The sequence below is a fragment of the Nocardioides sambongensis genome (assembly GCF_006494815.1).
Lineage (GTDB): Bacteria > Actinomycetota > Actinomycetes > Propionibacteriales > Nocardioidaceae > Nocardioides > Nocardioides sambongensis.
Genome location: NZ_CP041091.1, coordinates 3610083 through 3624479, shown reverse-complemented (window position 1 = coordinate 3624479; position 14397 = coordinate 3610083). Strand labels below are relative to the sequence as shown.

Sequence of the window (14397 nt, the reverse complement as noted above, 5' to 3'; positions counted from 1 at the left end):
CCGGAGGTCTCAACCGATCTCGTCGAGGCGGGGTCGTCGGTGACCGGGCTCGCCGCGTCGGTGGTCGGTGACGGAGCGCGGTCTCGTCCCGGCCCGGATGATCCACGCCCGACGTGGATACCCGGCTCAGTACGGTGGCCAGGTGTCTCGCCCGCGCCTCCGACCCGCCGCCCGGACCGTCGCCGTGGCGGTCGCGCTCGGCGCGGTGTTGCTCGCGGCCGGGTCGCTGACCGGCTGCACCGCGGAGGACGCCGGGTCCACCCCGGCGCGGACCTCCACTCCGTCACCGACCAGCACGCCGTCCCCGACCGACGCCCCGACCACCGCACCCACCACCCGGGCGCCGCGCCACCGGCCGCCCTGGCGCGGCATCGACGCCTCGCACCACCAGGGCCAGATCGACTGGACCGCGGTCGCGGGCGCCCGGCTCCGGTTCGCCTACCTGAAGGCGAGCGAGGGCAGCACCTTCACCGACCCCGAGTTCGCCGCCAACCGCGCCGCGGCGAGCGCGGCCGGCCTCCGCGTCGGCGGCTACCACTACTTCTCCCTCTGTACGCCGGGCGCCGCCCAGGCCGCCCATTTCCTCGCGGTGCTCGCGGATGCTCCCTCGCGACCGCAGCCCCTGCCCCCGGCCATCGACCTGGAGTTGGCGGGCAGCTGCGCGGCACCGCCGGCGGCGGATGCCCTGCTGGGGGAGGTGCGCGCGTTCCTGCGGGCCGTGCAGCGGGGCACCGGCCAGGAGCCCGTCGTCTACCTCTATCCCGATTTCGAGGATGCCTACGGCTTCGCCGACGACCTGGCCGACCACCGCCAGTGGGTGCGCAGCCTGGACGGACCGCCGAGCCGGGAATGGTGGATGTGGCAGCGGTCGGCCACCGCCACGGTCCCGGGGATCGACGGCCCTGCGGATCTCAACGTGATGAGGCGGCCGGCCCGCTGACCGGCCGCCCCGCCGGGTCAGCCGGATCGCGGCCTCGACGGCAGGCTCAGATGTCGATGTCGTCCGGCGGGTCGGCGAAGGCGGTCGCGGCCGTGGTCGCGTCGCCGTCCTGCGCAGGGTCCTGATCGGCGGCGGCCAGCCCACCGGCCGTGGTCATCGCCGCCACGACGGCCGCCGACGCGGCCCACCGCGAGGTGACCAGGGCCGTACGCCGGCGCCGGACGGGCCCTGGGTTGTCGCTCCTCGTGTTCTCGCTCATCATCCCCACGGTGCCCGCCCCGGCTGAAGCGGCGCTGAGGATGAGCCATGAACCGGGCGTGCGGCGTCAGCCCGTCGCCGTACGGTCCTCGGGGCCTGCCGGGAGGAACTGTGCGGCGATGTGGCTCCAGGAGTCGCCGACCAGACGGTCCAGGTCCAGGTGCGTGGCCCGCTGGACGTACGGCTTGTCCAGCTCGGTGCGCAGCGCCCTGACCAGGAACCGGCGCAGCTCGGCCTCCATCCCGGTGATCCTGCCGAGCACGCCGCCGCGCCGGGTCGCGGAGGCGAGGTCGAGCCGGATCTCGTCCTCGTCCGGCACCAGGATCTCGATCCGCAGCCGGGCGGGCGCCTCGGCGTGCACGACGAGGGTGAGCGGCACCACGAGGTCCGCGTTGAACCGCATCCGATCCATCCGCAGGTCGAGGTCGAAGGTGACGTCGATCGGCAGGTCCACGTGGTAGGTCAGGAGCCGACCGGGGACCTCGTGCCCGGTGGTCGGTCGGAAGAGCCCGACCACGCTGACCGTCGCGAACGCCCGTCCGGGACCGGCACCGATCGGCCCGATCTCGATGCGCTCACCGAGCAGCGCGTCGATGGTGGCCAGCAGCCGGTCGGCGGGGAGCAGGAGCCGGACGAAGGCGCGACCGAGCTCCTCATAGCTGATCGTCTCCCGCGAGGGATGCCGCGCCGGCTCCGTCACCCCTCCGCCCCGCACGTCGGTTCAGCGGTCAGGGCCGGCAGCAGGATGCTCACGCACTGCTCGACGAAGGCACGGCGGCGCCGCTTCGGCTGCTGCAGACCACTGGTGACGATCCCGTCGAGGGCGGCGATCAGGGTGACCGCGCGCGGCCGATCGTGGAGCTCGCCGGCGGACTCCAGCGCGGCGACCACGAAGTCGGTCAGCTGGTCGCGCGACGCAGCGAGCCGGGCGCCGACCGCGGGGTCGCGCAGGCCCTCCATGGTCAGCTCCTGCTTGGCGATCCACAGGCGCGGCTCGTTCAGCCAGCGCAGGAAGAGCTGGGTGGTCTCGGTGACCGCCAGCGCCTGGTCGTGGGGGTGACCCTCGAGCCGCTTGGACAGCTCGGTCGCGTCCTGGGCCAGCCGGTCGGCCACGTGGCCGGCGAGCGCGATCTGCAGTGCGCTCCGGGTGCGCAGGTACGCCGAGCAGCTGCCCTCGGGCAGCTCGGCCTCACGGTCGACCGCACGGTGGGTGAGTCCTCGGATCCCGGAGTCCGCCACGACGGTGAGTGCGGCGTCGAGCAGCCGATCCATCCGGGGGAGATCTTCTGATCCGGCATGTGACGCATCTTTCCATCGCGTGCCTTGATCCCGCATCTCTACGGTTGTAGATTTCTACGAACGTAGATTCTACCGATGTAGAAGGAGGCCGCCGTGAGCTTCGAACTGCTCCCCCAGATGACCTACTGGTTCATCGGATTCGTCGTCGTCACCGCCGCCGCACTCGCGGTCGGGCTGACCGCACTGGTCCGCACCCTCGCCGACTACCGCGAGGACCGTCTCGCCCGCAACGAGTCGATCCCGACGTACTACCGCCGCCTCTCCTTCGGCCTCTGACCCATCCCGCCGCCGGGACGCACGGCCCACGCCGCCGCCCGGACTGCGAGGATGCCCGCGTGAGCACGGTTTTCGACTGCCAGATCCAGGCGCGGGTACGCGACGTCAATGCCGGCGGCCACGTCGACAGCGTCGAGGCGATCCGAGTCCTGGACGAGGCACGGATCGCCTTCCTGCACCATGCGCACCTGGACGGAGAGGTCGACGGCGGCGGACTGCTGAAGGACGTGCCGAGCCGGGTCTCGGCACTGGTGGCCTCGCAGCGCCTCGAGTACCGCGCCGAGATGCGGTTCGTGCCGTTCCAGCCGTTCCGGGTCCGGATCTGGCTCACCCACATCGGCCGCAGCTCGCTGACCCTCGACGGCGAGTTGCGGGTCACCGCCGGCGGTCCACCCGCCGTGGTCGCGGAGACGACCGTCGTCCTCTTCGACACCTCCGCCGAACGGACCTGGCCGATCACCGACCAGGCCCGCACGGTCTTCGAGAGCTACCTCGGCGACCCGATCGCCCTGCGGGAACGTCCCACCGCCGACGCCCGCTGACCCCGGCCGGGCCGACCTGTGGCAGCGGCCGACCAGGGACCCGGGCCGAGCAGAGACGCCGGCCGATCAGAAGACGCCGGCCCCACCCAGGATGAGGAGCACGCCGAAGAGCGCGAAGAGCGCGGCGGCGCCGTACTTGATGATCTTCTCGGGGAGCTTGCGGCCGAGCATCGCGCCGACCGCGATCGCCAGGGCGTCGGCAGCGACCATGCCGACGGTGGAGCCGATCCAGGTGCCGAACCAGCCCTCCTGGGTGGCCAGGGTGATGGTGGCGAGCATCGTCTTGTCGCCGAGCTCGGCCAGGAAGAAGGCGATGCCGACCGCGAGGATCGCCATGCCGGTGCTGTTGCGGGCCTTGGCCGCCTCGTCCTCGGTCAGCTCGTCTCCCCGCAGCGTCCAGGCGGCGAAACCGAGGAAGGCGACGCCCGCCACGATCTCGATGACGTGCTGGGAGTCGGCGAAGGCATCGCCGATGGCATAGCCGATGCCGACCGAGGCGAGGTGCACGATCGCGGTGGCGGCGGTGATGCCGATCAGCACGTCGCGGGCGCGGTAGCGGGCGGCGAAGGTCATCGCCATCAGCTGGCTCTTGTCCCCGAGCTCGGCCACGAAGATGACCGCGGTGCTCAGCAGGAACGCGTACATGGTTCTCCTCTCGGCGCCGGGCCGGAGGAACCTGGGGACGTCCCTTCGACCAGGCACGTCCTCATCAGGACGGGGGCACCTGCGTGCACCCGTGGTGTCTGGTCGAAAGTCTCGTCCGCCATCCCGAACCGCGAATGGCCTGCCGCGCCGGACCCTCCCGCGCTCGCACGGGCCGGTCAGTATGTCGACGCGACTGTTGGGGACTACTCCCTCTCGCTGCCCCCACCCTAGAGCACCGCCTCCGATGCTCCCGATTCCGGCACCACCCAGCGAAACTTGCTGCGACTCGCCGTTGCGCCAACCCCTCACATGCGACATGCTGTGACAGACAACTTCGGACGACCGGACGCCGCAGTTCGCCGACGAGAGGTGGCCCCCACCATGACCGCACTCACCGAACCGACCCAGGTCCAGCGCGAGAGCCAGAGCTACGACGACACGCTCCGCACGCTCTCCGAGGCGTCGGTGCACCAGCACTTCGACGCGTTCTTGGACATCGACTGGGACAACCCCGACTACGCGATCGTCCCGCACGACCCGCGCTGGGTGCTGCCGAAGGCCGACGTGCTCGGCCGCACCGCCTGGTACCAGTCACTCCCCCAGGACGAGCAGATCAGGATCGGCCTCTACCGCCAGGCGAACGTCACCAAGGTCGGGCTGCAGTTCGAGCAGATCCTCATCGCCGGGCTGATGAACTACGCCTTCAGCCTGCCCAACGGCAACCCCGAGTTCCGCTACTCCACGCACGAGGCGACCGAGGAGTGCCACCACACCCAGATGTTCCAGGAGTTCGTGAACCGCTCCGGCCAGAACGTCAAGGGCGGCAGTGTGCTCTTCCGGCTGCTCGCGCCGATCCTGCCGATCGCGGCGAAGTTCATCCCGTTCGGCTTCTTCTACGGAGTGCTGGCCGGCGAGGAGCCGATCGACCACGTGCAGAAGTCGATCCTGCGGGCCGGCGACGACATGCACCCGCTGCTGCAGCGGATCATGCAGATCCACGTCGCCGAGGAGGCCCGGCACATCGGCTTCGCCCACCAGTTCCTCGAGCACAACGCCAGCCGGCTCGGCCGGGTCGAGCGGTTCGTGCTCTCCCTGCTGGTGCCGGTGATCATGAAGTGGCTCTGCAACGAGATCCTGGTCCCCTCGACGAGGGCCCGGCGCGACATGGGCATCCCGGACGAGGTGATGAAGCAGGTCTACTGGGACTCTCCGGAGTCGCAGAAGTTCCTCCGCGACCTCTTCGGCGACGTGCGGATGCTGGCCGAGTCCACCGGCCTGATGAACCCCGCCTCGCGACGGGTGTGGCGGGCCATGCGGATCGACGGGCGGCCCTCCCGCTTCCGCAGCGAGCCCAGCTCCGCCGCCGCCTGAGCCGCGCCGCCTCCCGAGGATCCCCATGCCGTACGTCGTCACCCAGTCCTGCTGCGCCGACGCCTCGTGCGTCGTCGCGTGCCCGGTCAACTGCATCCACCCCGCGCCCGGGGAGCCGGGATTCGCCGAGGCCGAGATGGTCTACGTCGACGCCGCCGCCTGCGTCGGCTGCGGCGCCTGCGCCACGGCCTGCCCGGTGGGGGCGATCAAGCCGGACACCGCGCTGCGCCCGGGCGAGGAGGCGTTCGTCGGCCTGAACGCGGAGTACTACCAGGTCTTCCCGCACGCCGACCGGCACCCGGTCGCGGTGGTGCCGCCGCAGCGACGTACCCGGGCAGCGGGGCCGTACCGGGTCGCGGTGGTCGGGGCGGGGCCGGCCGGGCTCTACACCGCGGACGAGCTGCTCAAGCACCCCGAGGTCGAGGGCGTGGACGTCTACGACCGGCTGCGGACGCCGTACGGCCTGGTGCGTCACGGCGTGGCCCCGGACCACACCGCGACCAAGCAGGTGGCCTGGCTCTTCGCCGCGATCGAGGCGCAGCCGCGGTTCCGCTACTTCCTCGGCGTCGACGTCGGCACCGACATCTCCCTGGACGAGCTGCGCGCGCGCTACCACGCGGTGGTGTACGCCGTCGGCGCCTCCGCCGACCGCAGGCTGGACATCCCCGGGGAGGACCTGCCCGGCTCGCTCGCCGCGACCGACGTGGTCGGCTGGTACAACGGCCACCCGGACAAGGTCGGCCTGGACGTGCGGCTCGGTGGCCCGCGGGTGGTCGTGGTCGGCAACGGCAACGTCGCGCTCGACGTCGCTCGGGTGCTCACCGCCGACCCGGACCGGCTCGCCGCCACCGACCTCGCGCCGGGCGCCCTCGAGGCGCTGCGGGCCGGCTCCGTGCGGGAGGTCGTCGTCCTCGGCCGCCGCGGACCCGCCCAGGCCGCGTTCACGGTGCCCGAGCTGATCGGGCTCACCGGGCTGGCGGAGTCGGGCGAGGTCGACGTGGTGGTGGAGGCCGAGCCGAGCGACCTGACCGGCCCCGACACCCGCAGCCGGCTGCTCGCCGCACTCGCCGCTCGGCCGGCCGCCGACGCCGGTGCCGACCGCCGCAGGATCGTGCTGCGGTTCGGGCTCTCCCCCGTCGAGGTGCTCGGGGCGGACCGGGTGGAGGGGGTCCGCGTGGTCCGCAACCGCCTCGAGGAGGTGGGCGGGGGTAACGTTGCCGCCGTGGCGACCGGGGAGTCCGAGGAGATCGAGGCGGGCATGGTGATCCGCTCCATCGGTCACCGCGGCCTGCCCGTGGCCGGCCTCCCCTTCGACGAGACGTCCGGCACCGTCCCGCACCGGGCCGGCCGGGTCGAGCCCGGGGTCTACGTGACCGGGTGGATCAAGCGGGGCCCGACCGGGTTCATCGGCACCAACAAGTCCTGCGCCGCCGAGACGGTGGCGAGCCTGCTCGACGACCTCGACCGCGCCGACGGCTCCACCGCAGCGTCCGGCCCCCAGGGGGACCTGGCCTCGATCGCCTCCTTCGTCCGTGACCGGTGCCCCGACGTGACGGGGCTCGCCGAGTGGCAGCGTCTCGACGCCGCCGAACGCGAGCGCGGCGCCGCGGAGGGCCGGCCGCGCCACAAGATCACCGACCCGCACGAGCAGCGGACGACCTCCGCCCCCTCGCCGGGTCCCCGACCGCGCCGGGTCGTCGACGTCGTACGACGCCGCCGGGCGCTGGAGAACAGCGGAGCACGATGAGCGAACCCCGCCCCGACGGCCGACGCCTGCGCTGGGAGCAGCACAAGCGCGAGCGGCGTCTGCACATCATCGACGCGGCGATCGCGGTGCTCGAGCAGCACCCGCCCGGTGAGGCGGTGCACGTCCAGGAGATCGCCGACCGCGCGGGCATCCACCGCACGGTGCTCTACCGGCACTTCGAGGACCGCACCGATCTCGACGTCGCGGTGCAGCGGGAGATCTGCCGCCGCGCCGGGGGCGACCTGTTCGCGGTGATGCGCCTGGAGGGCACGCCGAGCGAGGTCACCCACCGGATCGTGGACACCTACGTCCGCTGGACGGTCGCCCACCCGTCCCTGATCCGGTTCATCGAGCGCGACTTCGGCGTCGGCCCCACCACGCCGATGGAGGAGGCGATCCAGGAGATCGCCGAGCGGATCGAGATGCTGATCAACTCGTTCGTCGCGGTCCTGGGCATCGAGCTGCCCGAGGCCGACCGCGACGTCTTGGACCCGTTCGTCTTCGGGCTGGTCGGCGGCGGGTTCCAGTCCGCCAAGCGGTGGGCCGCCCGCGGCGGCGAGCGTCCCGCGCTCGAGGACTTCATCGACCTGCTGTCGCGCAACATCTGGCGCCAGATCGTCGGCATCGCCGCCGATCGGGGCATCGACCTGCCGGACGTCCCGGTGGACCAGCTGATGGAGATGCTGACCCCCTCCGACAAGACCTGAGGCGCCGCCCCCGGCGCGCCCCATTCCGATCGGCTCGGAATTCGGCGAAATCACAGCCAATCCGCATGGGGCTCGCCACACCCCACCGCCCACCTCACAGCAACCGCACAGCCTGACCCGAGGTCACGCCGAGCCGCGCAGGGCTCACTGGTGGAAGTCACCTTCCGTCCACCAGGAGTCCACCATGCTGACCTCGCCCCTCGTCCTCGCCGACGTGGTCGCCATCGCCCTTCTCGTCTTCGGCCTGTTCTGGCGCCGGGACGGCCGTCGCGAGCTCGTCGTCGCCTTCCTCACCGTCAACGTCGGGGTCCTGGCGGTCACCGCCGCCCTCTCCGACGGGACCGTCGGGGCGGGCCTCGGGCTCGGCCTGTTCGGCATCCTCTCCATCATCCGGCTGCGGTCGGAGGAGCTGACCCAGCGGGAGGTGGCCTACTACTTCGCCGCCCTGGCGCTCGGCCTGCTCGGCGGACTCACGATCACGAGCACGCTGCTCGGCATCGCCTTGATGACGGCGATCCTGGCGGCGGTGGCGATCGGCGACCACCCGCGGATCGCCGGACGCACGGTGAGTCAGGAGATGGTGCTGGACCAGGCCTGGACCGACCCGGCCGAGGCCACCGCGCGGGTCCGCACGCTGACCGGCATCCCGACCGCCACCGCCACCGTGGTCCGGGTCGACCTGGTCAACGACACCACCCTGGTGGTGGCCCGCTACCGGCCCGAGGACCGGCCGGCCGTCCGGGACGCCCCGGCGGAGGACACCGCACCGGCCCTGGCCGACACCTCCAGCCTCTACCTGGAGCGCAGCGCCCGATGAGCAGCCGCGCCACGGCACTCGCCCCGAGCATGGCCGACCTGACCGCCGGCCTGGTCCGGATCGACCTCGACCTGCTCGTGGACCGGGCCGCGCTGCTCACCCGCGTCGACCGCAAGTACGTCGTCCCGACCGCGTTGCTGGCGCACCTGGTGGCCGGCCTGCCCGAGGATGCCTGCGTGCTGGAGGTGGCGGGGCGTCGTACCTCCGCCTACCACTCGCTCTACCTGGACACCCCGGAACGGGACAGCTATCTGCTCGCTGGGCGGAAGCGGCGGGGCCGCTGGAAGATCCGCACCCGCAGCTATCTGGACACCGGGGCGAGCTTCCTGGAGCTGAAGACCTCCGGGCCACGCGGCAGCACCGTCAAGGAACGGATCGAGCTCCCCGGCCATCGTGCCGGCGACGACGTGGGGCCGCTCGGCCGGACCTGGGTCGCCGGACGCCTGGGCGCACCGGTCGCCGGCCGGCTCGCGCCGGCGCTCGCGACGCGCTACCGCCGCAGCACCCTCTTCCTGCCCGGCTCCGGCGCCCGGGCGACCGTGGACGAGGACCTGCGCTTCGAGGGCGCCACCGGGCCCCGGGCCCCGGGCGGCTCGCTCGGCATGCCCGGTCGGGTGATCGTCGAGACGAAGTCCGGCGCCCGCCCCTCCGAGGTCGACCGGCTGCTGTGGCGCAGCGGCCTGCGCCCGGTCGCGATCAGCAAGTACGGCGTCGGGCTGGCCGCCCTCGACCCCTCCCTGCCGCGGCTGAAGTGGCACCGCACCCTCGCCCGGCACCTCGATCGGGTGCCCGACCGGGTCACCCTCGACCCGGTGCCCGACCGGGTCACCCTCGACCCGGCCAACGGCCCCGTCCTGCCCGGTGGTCGCACCCGCTCCGGACCCGACTGAGCACTTCTCTGGACAGATGTCCAGGAATCCTCCTAGCCTTCCACCCGTGACCGGCGGCCAGACCCGCGACCACGTCGGCACGGGAGGAAGCGCATGCCGGAGGCACCCGAGTTCCCCGAGCTGGCCTGCTACGGGCTGGCCGGGCACAGCTCCCAGCCCGCCGACCTGATCGACGAGGTCCGGCTGGCCGAGCGGCTGGGCCTCGGCTCGGTGTTCCTCTCCGAGAGGTTCAACGTCAAGGACGCCGCGGTGATGGCCGGGCTGGCCGTGGGGGTGAGCGAGCGGATCGGGGTCGCCACCGCCGCCACCAACCCGCACACCCGGCACCCGCTGGTCACCGCCACGATGGTGACCACGCTGCACCGCGCCTCCGGTGGTCGCTACGCCCTCGGCCTGGGCCGCGGTTTCGACCTCCTCTTCGACCTGATGGGCGTCGAGCGGGTCACCGGCGCCCGGCTGCGCGACACCGTCGAGATCCTGCGCACCCTCTGGTCCGGCGGCAGCGTGGTCGGCCACGACGGACCTGCCGGCAGGTTCGACTACCTCAGTCAGGACAGCAGCTTCGACGAGCACATCCCGGTGCTGATGATGGCGATCGGCGGCAGGACGCTCGAGCTCGCCGGCCAGGTCGCCGACGGCGTGGTGCTGCACACGTTCTTTACCGACGACACCCTGCGCCGGGCCGTCGAGGTGATTCGCAACGCCGCCGCGGACGCCGGCCGTGACCCCGCCTCGGTCCGGATCTGGTCGGTTCTCGCCACCGTCACCGACCAGGTCCCCGTCGAACTGCGGCTGCGCAAGCTGGTCGGCCGGCTCGCGACGTACCTGCAGGGGTATGGCCAGGTCCTGGTGCGGGCCAACGGCTGGGACCCGGCCGACCTGGAGCGGTTCCGCAACGACCACCTGGTGCAGGGCTATCCCGGCGCGTTCGACGCGGTCGGCACCGTCGAGGAGCTCACCCACCTGCGCGACGAGGTGCTGCCGGCCGCGTGGCTGTCCGCGTCCGCCACCGGCTCACCGGCCGACTGCGCCGCCCGGATCAGCGACCAGCTCGAGGCCGGCGCCGACAGCGTGGTGCTGCACGGCGCCACCCCCGCTGAGCTGGCCCCGGTGCTGGACGCCTGGCGGGTGGTCCGCCCCGACGGCCTGGACGCGCTCCCGGCCAACCCCGGGTGGATGCGGTGAGCGGGGAGCCGGTCGCCACGACCGGGCTGATCTCGACCGCGGCGGAGATCACCGTGGACTGGGCACGGGCGGTCCTCGGACCGGCGATCGCCGGGGTCGAGGTGGAGCGGGTGGGCACCGGACAGATCGGCACCTGCTACCGGGTCCGCCTGGACGCCGCTCCCGGTGCGGAGCTGCCCGCCAGCGTGCTGGTCAAGCTGCCCGCCGAGGACCCGGCCACCCGCCCGCTGCTCGCTGGCGTCTATCGCAGCGAGGTCCGGTTCTACGCCGAGATCGCGCCGACCGTCGCGGTCCGCGTCCCCGCCACCCACCTGGCGACCTTCGCCGATGACGGCGCCGAGTTCACCCTGGTGATGGGCGACGCGGCACCCGCTGAGCAGGGCGACCAACTGGCCGGCTGCACGCCCGCCCAGGCGCGTGACGCCGTGGTCAACCTGGCGGGCCTGCACGGTCCGCGGTGGTGCGACCCGACCCTGCTGGCGATCGACGGACTGAGCATCAACGGCCCCGATGACGCGGCGCTGATGGCCGAGCTCTTCGGGCCCGCCACCGACATCTTCGTCGACGGGCTGGGCGACCTGCTCGGCGCCGACACCGTCGCCACCCTGCGCGACGTCGCCGCGGTGATCGGGCCGTGGGCGCTGGGCCGTGCCGAGCGGTTCGGCCTGGTCCACGGCGACTACCGGCTCGACAACCTCCTCTTCCCGCCCGGCGGCGCCCCCGGCGTGGTCGCCGTCGACTGGCAGACGCTCTCCCTGGCCCTGCCGGCCCGGGACCTGGCGTTCTTCACCGGCACCGGCCTGGAGTCCGGGCAGCGGCGCGCCGAGGAGCGCGACCTGGTCGCCGCGTACCACGCTGCCCTCACCGGCCACGGAGTCGCCGACTACGACCTGGACCTGTGCTGGGAGGACTACCGGTTCGCGATGCTGCAGGGGCCCCTCGTCGCCGTGTTCGGGTGCGCCTACGGCACCCGCACCGATCGGGGCGACCGGATGTTCGCGGCGATGGTGGAGCGGGCCTGCAGCGCGATCAGGGAGCTGGGGAGCCTGGACCTGGTGATGTGAAGATGGACGGATGAGATCGACGCGTCCGGCGACCGACGCGGACCGTCTCGCCGTGGTCTCGGCGCTGTCGAGGGCCCGGCGCAACGAGGAGCTGCCCGCACCCGAGCAGCTCGAGCGCACCGAGCGCGCGCTGGAGGCCGACCGGCTCGAGACGCTGGAGTACCTCGTCGCCGATCTCTCGGACCGCCCGCGGCTGCCGGCTCCCGGCCTCGGCGCCACGCAGGTCACCACCACCGGGACGCGCCGCGGCTTCCTGATCGGCCTCGGCTGCCTGCTCGTCGGGACGGCGACCGGCGCCACCCTCGCCTCGGTCGACCCGGGCGGTGCGGGCGAGGGTCCCCCGCCCTCGCCTCCCACCGAGGAGCGGACCGACCCCACGCGGCTCCCGGACTGGTCCGACACGGAGATGGACCTCGACTTCGGGAGCCTGAACCCGGAGCAGTGGTTCGAGCCCAGCCCCGATGGCCGCACGCAGGCTCCTCGGCGATCCCCGAGCGGCAGACCGAGCGGCCGATCCAGCGACTGAACGAGCGATCGATCGATCGAGCGACCGATGGACGTGGACCGCGAACTCAGTCGACCGGGCGCACCTCGCTGCGCAGCTCCCCCATCATCGCGTCCAACGACGCCGCGGTGAGGGCGGCCGTGCGCAGCTCGTCGAGCAGGCCGGACGGCACGGTGCCGTCGTACTTGTAGTAGATGGTGTGCTCGACGCTGGCCCAGAAGTCCATCGCGATGGTGCGGATCTGCAGCTCGACCGGGACGTGCTCGGTGCGGTCGGAGAGGTAGACCGGGATCTCGATGATCAGGTGCAGGCTGCGGTAGCCGTTGGGCTTGGGTGTGGCGATGTAGTCCTCGACCTCGAGGACGGTGACGTCCGGCTGGCTGGTCAGCATGTCGCTGATCCAGTAGACGTCGCTCTCGAACGGGCACACCACCCGCACCCCGGCGATGTCGCGGATGTTGGCGGTGATCCCCTCCACGGTCGGCTCGCAACCGACCCGGGCCACCTTCGCCACCACGCTCTCCGGCGACTTCAGCCGGGTGCGCACGTGCTCGATCGGGCTGTGGTCGTGGGTCTCCTCGAACTCCTCGCGGAGGATCGCGATCTTGGTGGTGACCTCGTCGAGCGCGAACTTGTAGCGGAGCCGGAACCGCATCAGGCGGCGCCGTACGTCGCGATCGATCCCGTCGTGCACCACGCTCAACGCCCAGTGTGCGTCGAGGTCCTCGACGGGTTGATCGCTCTCGATGCTGGTCATCAGTCCTCCGGTGGTGGGCCACCTTCAGGATGCCGGATCGGACAAGCTCCCGGGGCCCGAGGGCGGTGGTCGAGGGCCCTCCCCCCACGCCCCCGACCACCGTCGGCTCGGAGTCCGGCCTCCCCCGCAGCGGGCCGGCTCCTCGACGGTAGCGAGGCGATCGGGTTCGCGTGGCCGAATGCGCAGGATCGGGACCAAGGTCCCGGACGGTCCGCCTCCGGATAGCGTGACGAGGGTGTATGAGGACCTGCCCACCCCGCTGCCCGTCGTCGACGCCGACCGCCTGCGGCGCAACGTCGCCGCGATGGCCGACCGGGCGGCGCGGGCCGGGGTCGCGCTGCGACCGCACGTGAAGACGCACAAGATCCCCGAGATCGCCCGGATGCAGGTCGAGGCGGGCGCCTCCGGCCTCACCGTGGCCACGCTCGGCGAGGCCCTCGCCTTCGCCGGGGCCGGCTTCGACGACCTCTTCGTCGCCTACCCGGTCTGGCTCGACGAGGGTCGTACGGCGCTGCTGCGGCGGCTCCTCGACCGCGACGTCTCGCTGATCGTGGGGTGCGACGGCGAGGAGGCCGCGGCCCGGCTCGCGGCGGTGACCCGCGCCGTGCCGGTGATGATCGAGGTGGACAGCGGCCACCACCGCACCGGCGTCGCCCCGGACGCGGCGGGCGACCTGGCGCGGACGGCGACCGCTCACGGGCTCGAGGTGCGCGGCGCGTTCACCTTCCCCGGGCACTCCTACCACCCCGACCAGCGGGCGGCAGCCGCCGCGGCCGAGGCCGCGGCGCTGCGCACCGCGGGCCGCGGGCTGCGGGCCGCCGGGATCGCGGACCCGGTGCTCAGCGGCGGTTCCTCGCCGAGCGTGGCGCACCTCGACGCGGACACGCTCGACGAGATCCGGCCCGGGGTCTACGTGTTCGGCGACGCCCAGCAGTGGGAGCTGGGCGCCTGCGCGGCCGACGAGATCGCCTTCACCGTGCACGCGACGGTGATCAGCCGCCGGCCGGGCACGGTGGTGCTCGACGTGGGCAGCAAGGTGCTGGGGGCCGACCGGGCCGCCTGGGCGACCGGGTTCGGCCGCCTGCTCGACCACCCCGGCGCCCGGGTGGTGCAGCTCTCCGAGCACCATGCAGTCGTCGAGTGGGCCGGCGCCGAGTCGGCCGGCGCGGAGTCGGCCGGCGCGGAGTCGGCCGGCGCCGAGCCGGCCGGCGCGGGGAGCGCCGCGGCGCGCACCGACCCGGAGCGGGGTGTGCCGCCGTTGGGCGCCCGGGTGCGCGTCGTACCGAACCATGTCTGCAACGCGGTCAACCTGGTCGACCGGGTGCAGGTGGCCGGACCGGGCGACGACCGCGTTCTCGGGGGTGGGCGGTCGCCGCCCGGGGTCTGAACTCCTG

The 14397-nt window shown here is 72.8% G+C and carries 17 protein-coding genes; 12 read left to right on the top strand and 5 right to left on the bottom strand.

Annotated features, from left to right (window positions below; translation table 11 throughout):
• The first annotated feature begins 142 nt into the window (after window positions 1-142).
• Window positions 143-940: a GH25 family lysozyme gene (locus tag FIV43_RS16985; RefSeq protein ID WP_181407557.1), complete on the top strand. Its 798-nt coding sequence runs from the start codon at window positions 143-145 to the stop codon at window positions 938-940.
• A gap of 46 nt (window positions 941-986) precedes the next feature.
• Here the strand turns inward: FIV43_RS16985 and FIV43_RS16980 are convergent, their stop codons facing one another.
• The 3 genes from FIV43_RS16980 to FIV43_RS16970 all read right to left on the bottom strand — a co-directional run bounded on the left by FIV43_RS16980 (window position 987) and on the right by FIV43_RS16970 (window position 2470).
• Window positions 987-1199 (bottom strand): hypothetical protein, encoded by a 213-nt coding sequence (locus FIV43_RS16980; RefSeq protein ID WP_141015083.1) that lies wholly within the window; start codon window positions 1197-1199, stop codon window positions 987-989.
• A 66-nt stretch (window positions 1200-1265) separates the two neighbouring features.
• A complete protein-coding gene (locus FIV43_RS16975; RefSeq protein WP_141015082.1) occupies window positions 1266-1898 on the bottom strand; it encodes a hypothetical protein in 633 nt (210 codons plus the stop codon).
• A complete protein-coding gene (locus tag FIV43_RS16970) occupies window positions 1895-2470 on the bottom strand; it encodes a TetR/AcrR family transcriptional regulator (protein WP_141015081.1) in 576 nt (191 codons plus the stop codon). Before FIV43_RS16970 ends, FIV43_RS16975 begins: the two co-directional genes overlap by 4 nt.
• 120 nt (window positions 2471-2590) lie before the next feature.
• Between FIV43_RS16970 and FIV43_RS21175 the strand changes: the two genes are divergently transcribed.
• Together FIV43_RS21175 and FIV43_RS21170 are read left to right on the top strand one after the other, a co-directional pair.
• Window positions 2591-2773 carry a hypothetical protein gene (locus FIV43_RS21175; protein WP_181407556.1) on the top strand — a complete coding sequence of 61 codons (183 nt, stop codon included), beginning with the start codon at window positions 2591-2593 and terminating at the stop codon, window positions 2771-2773.
• Window positions 2774-2832: 59 nt separating this feature from the next.
• Complete coding sequence (locus FIV43_RS21170) at window positions 2833-3315, top strand: acyl-CoA thioesterase (RefSeq protein WP_181407555.1); 483 nt, start codon at window positions 2833-2835, stop codon at window positions 3313-3315.
• A 66-nt stretch (window positions 3316-3381) separates the two neighbouring features.
• Here FIV43_RS21170 and FIV43_RS16960 read toward each other — a convergent pair whose 3' ends face one another.
• A complete protein-coding gene (locus FIV43_RS16960) occupies window positions 3382-3960 on the bottom strand; it encodes a TMEM165/GDT1 family protein (RefSeq protein ID WP_141015079.1) in 579 nt (192 codons plus the stop codon).
• 381 nt (window positions 3961-4341) lie between these two features.
• Between FIV43_RS16960 and FIV43_RS16955 the strand changes: the two genes are divergently transcribed.
• The 8 genes from FIV43_RS16955 to FIV43_RS16920 all read left to right on the top strand — a co-directional run bounded on the left by FIV43_RS16955 (window position 4342) and on the right by FIV43_RS16920 (window position 12267).
• The gene (locus tag FIV43_RS16955; protein ID WP_141015078.1) at window positions 4342-5331 is read left to right on the top strand and encodes an AurF N-oxygenase family protein; all 990 of its coding nucleotides are present in this window, start codon (window positions 4342-4344) and stop codon (window positions 5329-5331) included.
• Window positions 5332-5356: 25 nt separating this feature from the next.
• Complete coding sequence (locus FIV43_RS16950; protein WP_141015077.1) at window positions 5357-7078, top strand: FAD-dependent oxidoreductase; 1722 nt, start codon at window positions 5357-5359, stop codon at window positions 7076-7078.
• The gene (locus tag FIV43_RS16945) at window positions 7075-7785 is read left to right on the top strand and encodes a TetR/AcrR family transcriptional regulator (RefSeq protein WP_141015076.1); all 711 of its coding nucleotides are present in this window, start codon (window positions 7075-7077) and stop codon (window positions 7783-7785) included. The genes FIV43_RS16950 and FIV43_RS16945 overlap by 4 nt, the downstream gene beginning before the upstream one ends.
• A 184-nt stretch (window positions 7786-7969) precedes the next feature.
• Complete coding sequence (locus FIV43_RS16940; RefSeq protein WP_141015075.1) at window positions 7970-8602, top strand: DUF4956 domain-containing protein; 633 nt, start codon at window positions 7970-7972, stop codon at window positions 8600-8602.
• Window positions 8599-9492, top strand: coding sequence for a polyphosphate polymerase domain-containing protein (locus tag FIV43_RS16935; protein WP_196780867.1), 894 nt, complete (start codon window positions 8599-8601; stop codon window positions 9490-9492). The genes FIV43_RS16940 and FIV43_RS16935 overlap by 4 nt, the downstream gene beginning before the upstream one ends.
• 93 nt (window positions 9493-9585) lie before the next feature.
• Entirely contained in the window at window positions 9586-10677 is a 1092-nt protein-coding gene (locus tag FIV43_RS16930) for a TIGR03857 family LLM class F420-dependent oxidoreductase (protein WP_141015074.1), read from the top strand.
• Window positions 10674-11741 (top strand): phosphotransferase family protein, encoded by a 1068-nt coding sequence (locus tag FIV43_RS16925; protein WP_141015073.1) that lies wholly within the window; start codon window positions 10674-10676, stop codon window positions 11739-11741. Before FIV43_RS16930 ends, FIV43_RS16925 begins: the two co-directional genes overlap by 4 nt.
• Window positions 11742-11751: 10 nt before the next feature.
• A complete protein-coding gene (locus tag FIV43_RS16920) occupies window positions 11752-12267 on the top strand; it encodes a DUF1707 domain-containing protein (RefSeq protein ID WP_141015072.1) in 516 nt (171 codons plus the stop codon).
• A gap of 46 nt (window positions 12268-12313) precedes the next feature.
• Here the strand turns inward: FIV43_RS16920 and FIV43_RS16915 are convergent, their stop codons facing one another.
• Window positions 12314-13003, bottom strand: a complete 690-nt coding sequence (locus tag FIV43_RS16915) for a GTP pyrophosphokinase (protein ID WP_141015071.1) — start codon at window positions 13001-13003, stop codon at window positions 12314-12316.
• Window positions 13004-13238: 235 nt separating this feature from the next.
• Here FIV43_RS16915 and FIV43_RS16910 point away from each other — a divergent pair, with 235 nt between their 5' ends.
• A complete protein-coding gene (locus tag FIV43_RS16910; protein WP_196780866.1) occupies window positions 13239-14390 on the top strand; it encodes an alanine racemase in 1152 nt (383 codons plus the stop codon).
• The last annotated feature ends 7 nt before the right edge of the window (window positions 14391-14397 follow it).

Coding starts and splice junctions, on each gene's coding strand:
- FIV43_RS16980 (WP_141015083.1), bottom strand. CDS start 1,199: ATGAGCGAGAACACGAGGAGCGACAACCCAGGGCCCGTCCGGCGCCGG.
- FIV43_RS16950 (WP_141015077.1), top strand. CDS start 5,357: ATGCCGTACGTCGTCACCCAGTCCTGCTGCGCCGACGCCTCGTGCGTC.
- FIV43_RS16915 (WP_141015071.1), bottom strand. CDS start 13,003: ATGACCAGCATCGAGAGCGATCAACCCGTCGAGGACCTCGACGCACAC.
- FIV43_RS16955 (WP_141015078.1), top strand. CDS start 4,342: ATGACCGCACTCACCGAACCGACCCAGGTCCAGCGCGAGAGCCAGAGC.
- FIV43_RS16930 (WP_141015074.1), top strand. CDS start 9,586: ATGCCGGAGGCACCCGAGTTCCCCGAGCTGGCCTGCTACGGGCTGGCC.
- FIV43_RS16945 (WP_141015076.1), top strand. CDS start 7,075: ATGAGCGAACCCCGCCCCGACGGCCGACGCCTGCGCTGGGAGCAGCAC.
- FIV43_RS16960 (WP_141015079.1), bottom strand. CDS start 3,960: ATGTACGCGTTCCTGCTGAGCACCGCGGTCATCTTCGTGGCCGAGCTC.
- FIV43_RS16935 (WP_196780867.1), top strand. CDS start 8,599: ATGAGCAGCCGCGCCACGGCACTCGCCCCGAGCATGGCCGACCTGACC.
- FIV43_RS16920 (WP_141015072.1), top strand. CDS start 11,752: ATGAGATCGACGCGTCCGGCGACCGACGCGGACCGTCTCGCCGTGGTC.
- FIV43_RS16970 (WP_141015081.1), bottom strand. CDS start 2,470: ATGGATCGGCTGCTCGACGCCGCACTCACCGTCGTGGCGGACTCCGGG.
- FIV43_RS16940 (WP_141015075.1), top strand. CDS start 7,970: ATGCTGACCTCGCCCCTCGTCCTCGCCGACGTGGTCGCCATCGCCCTT.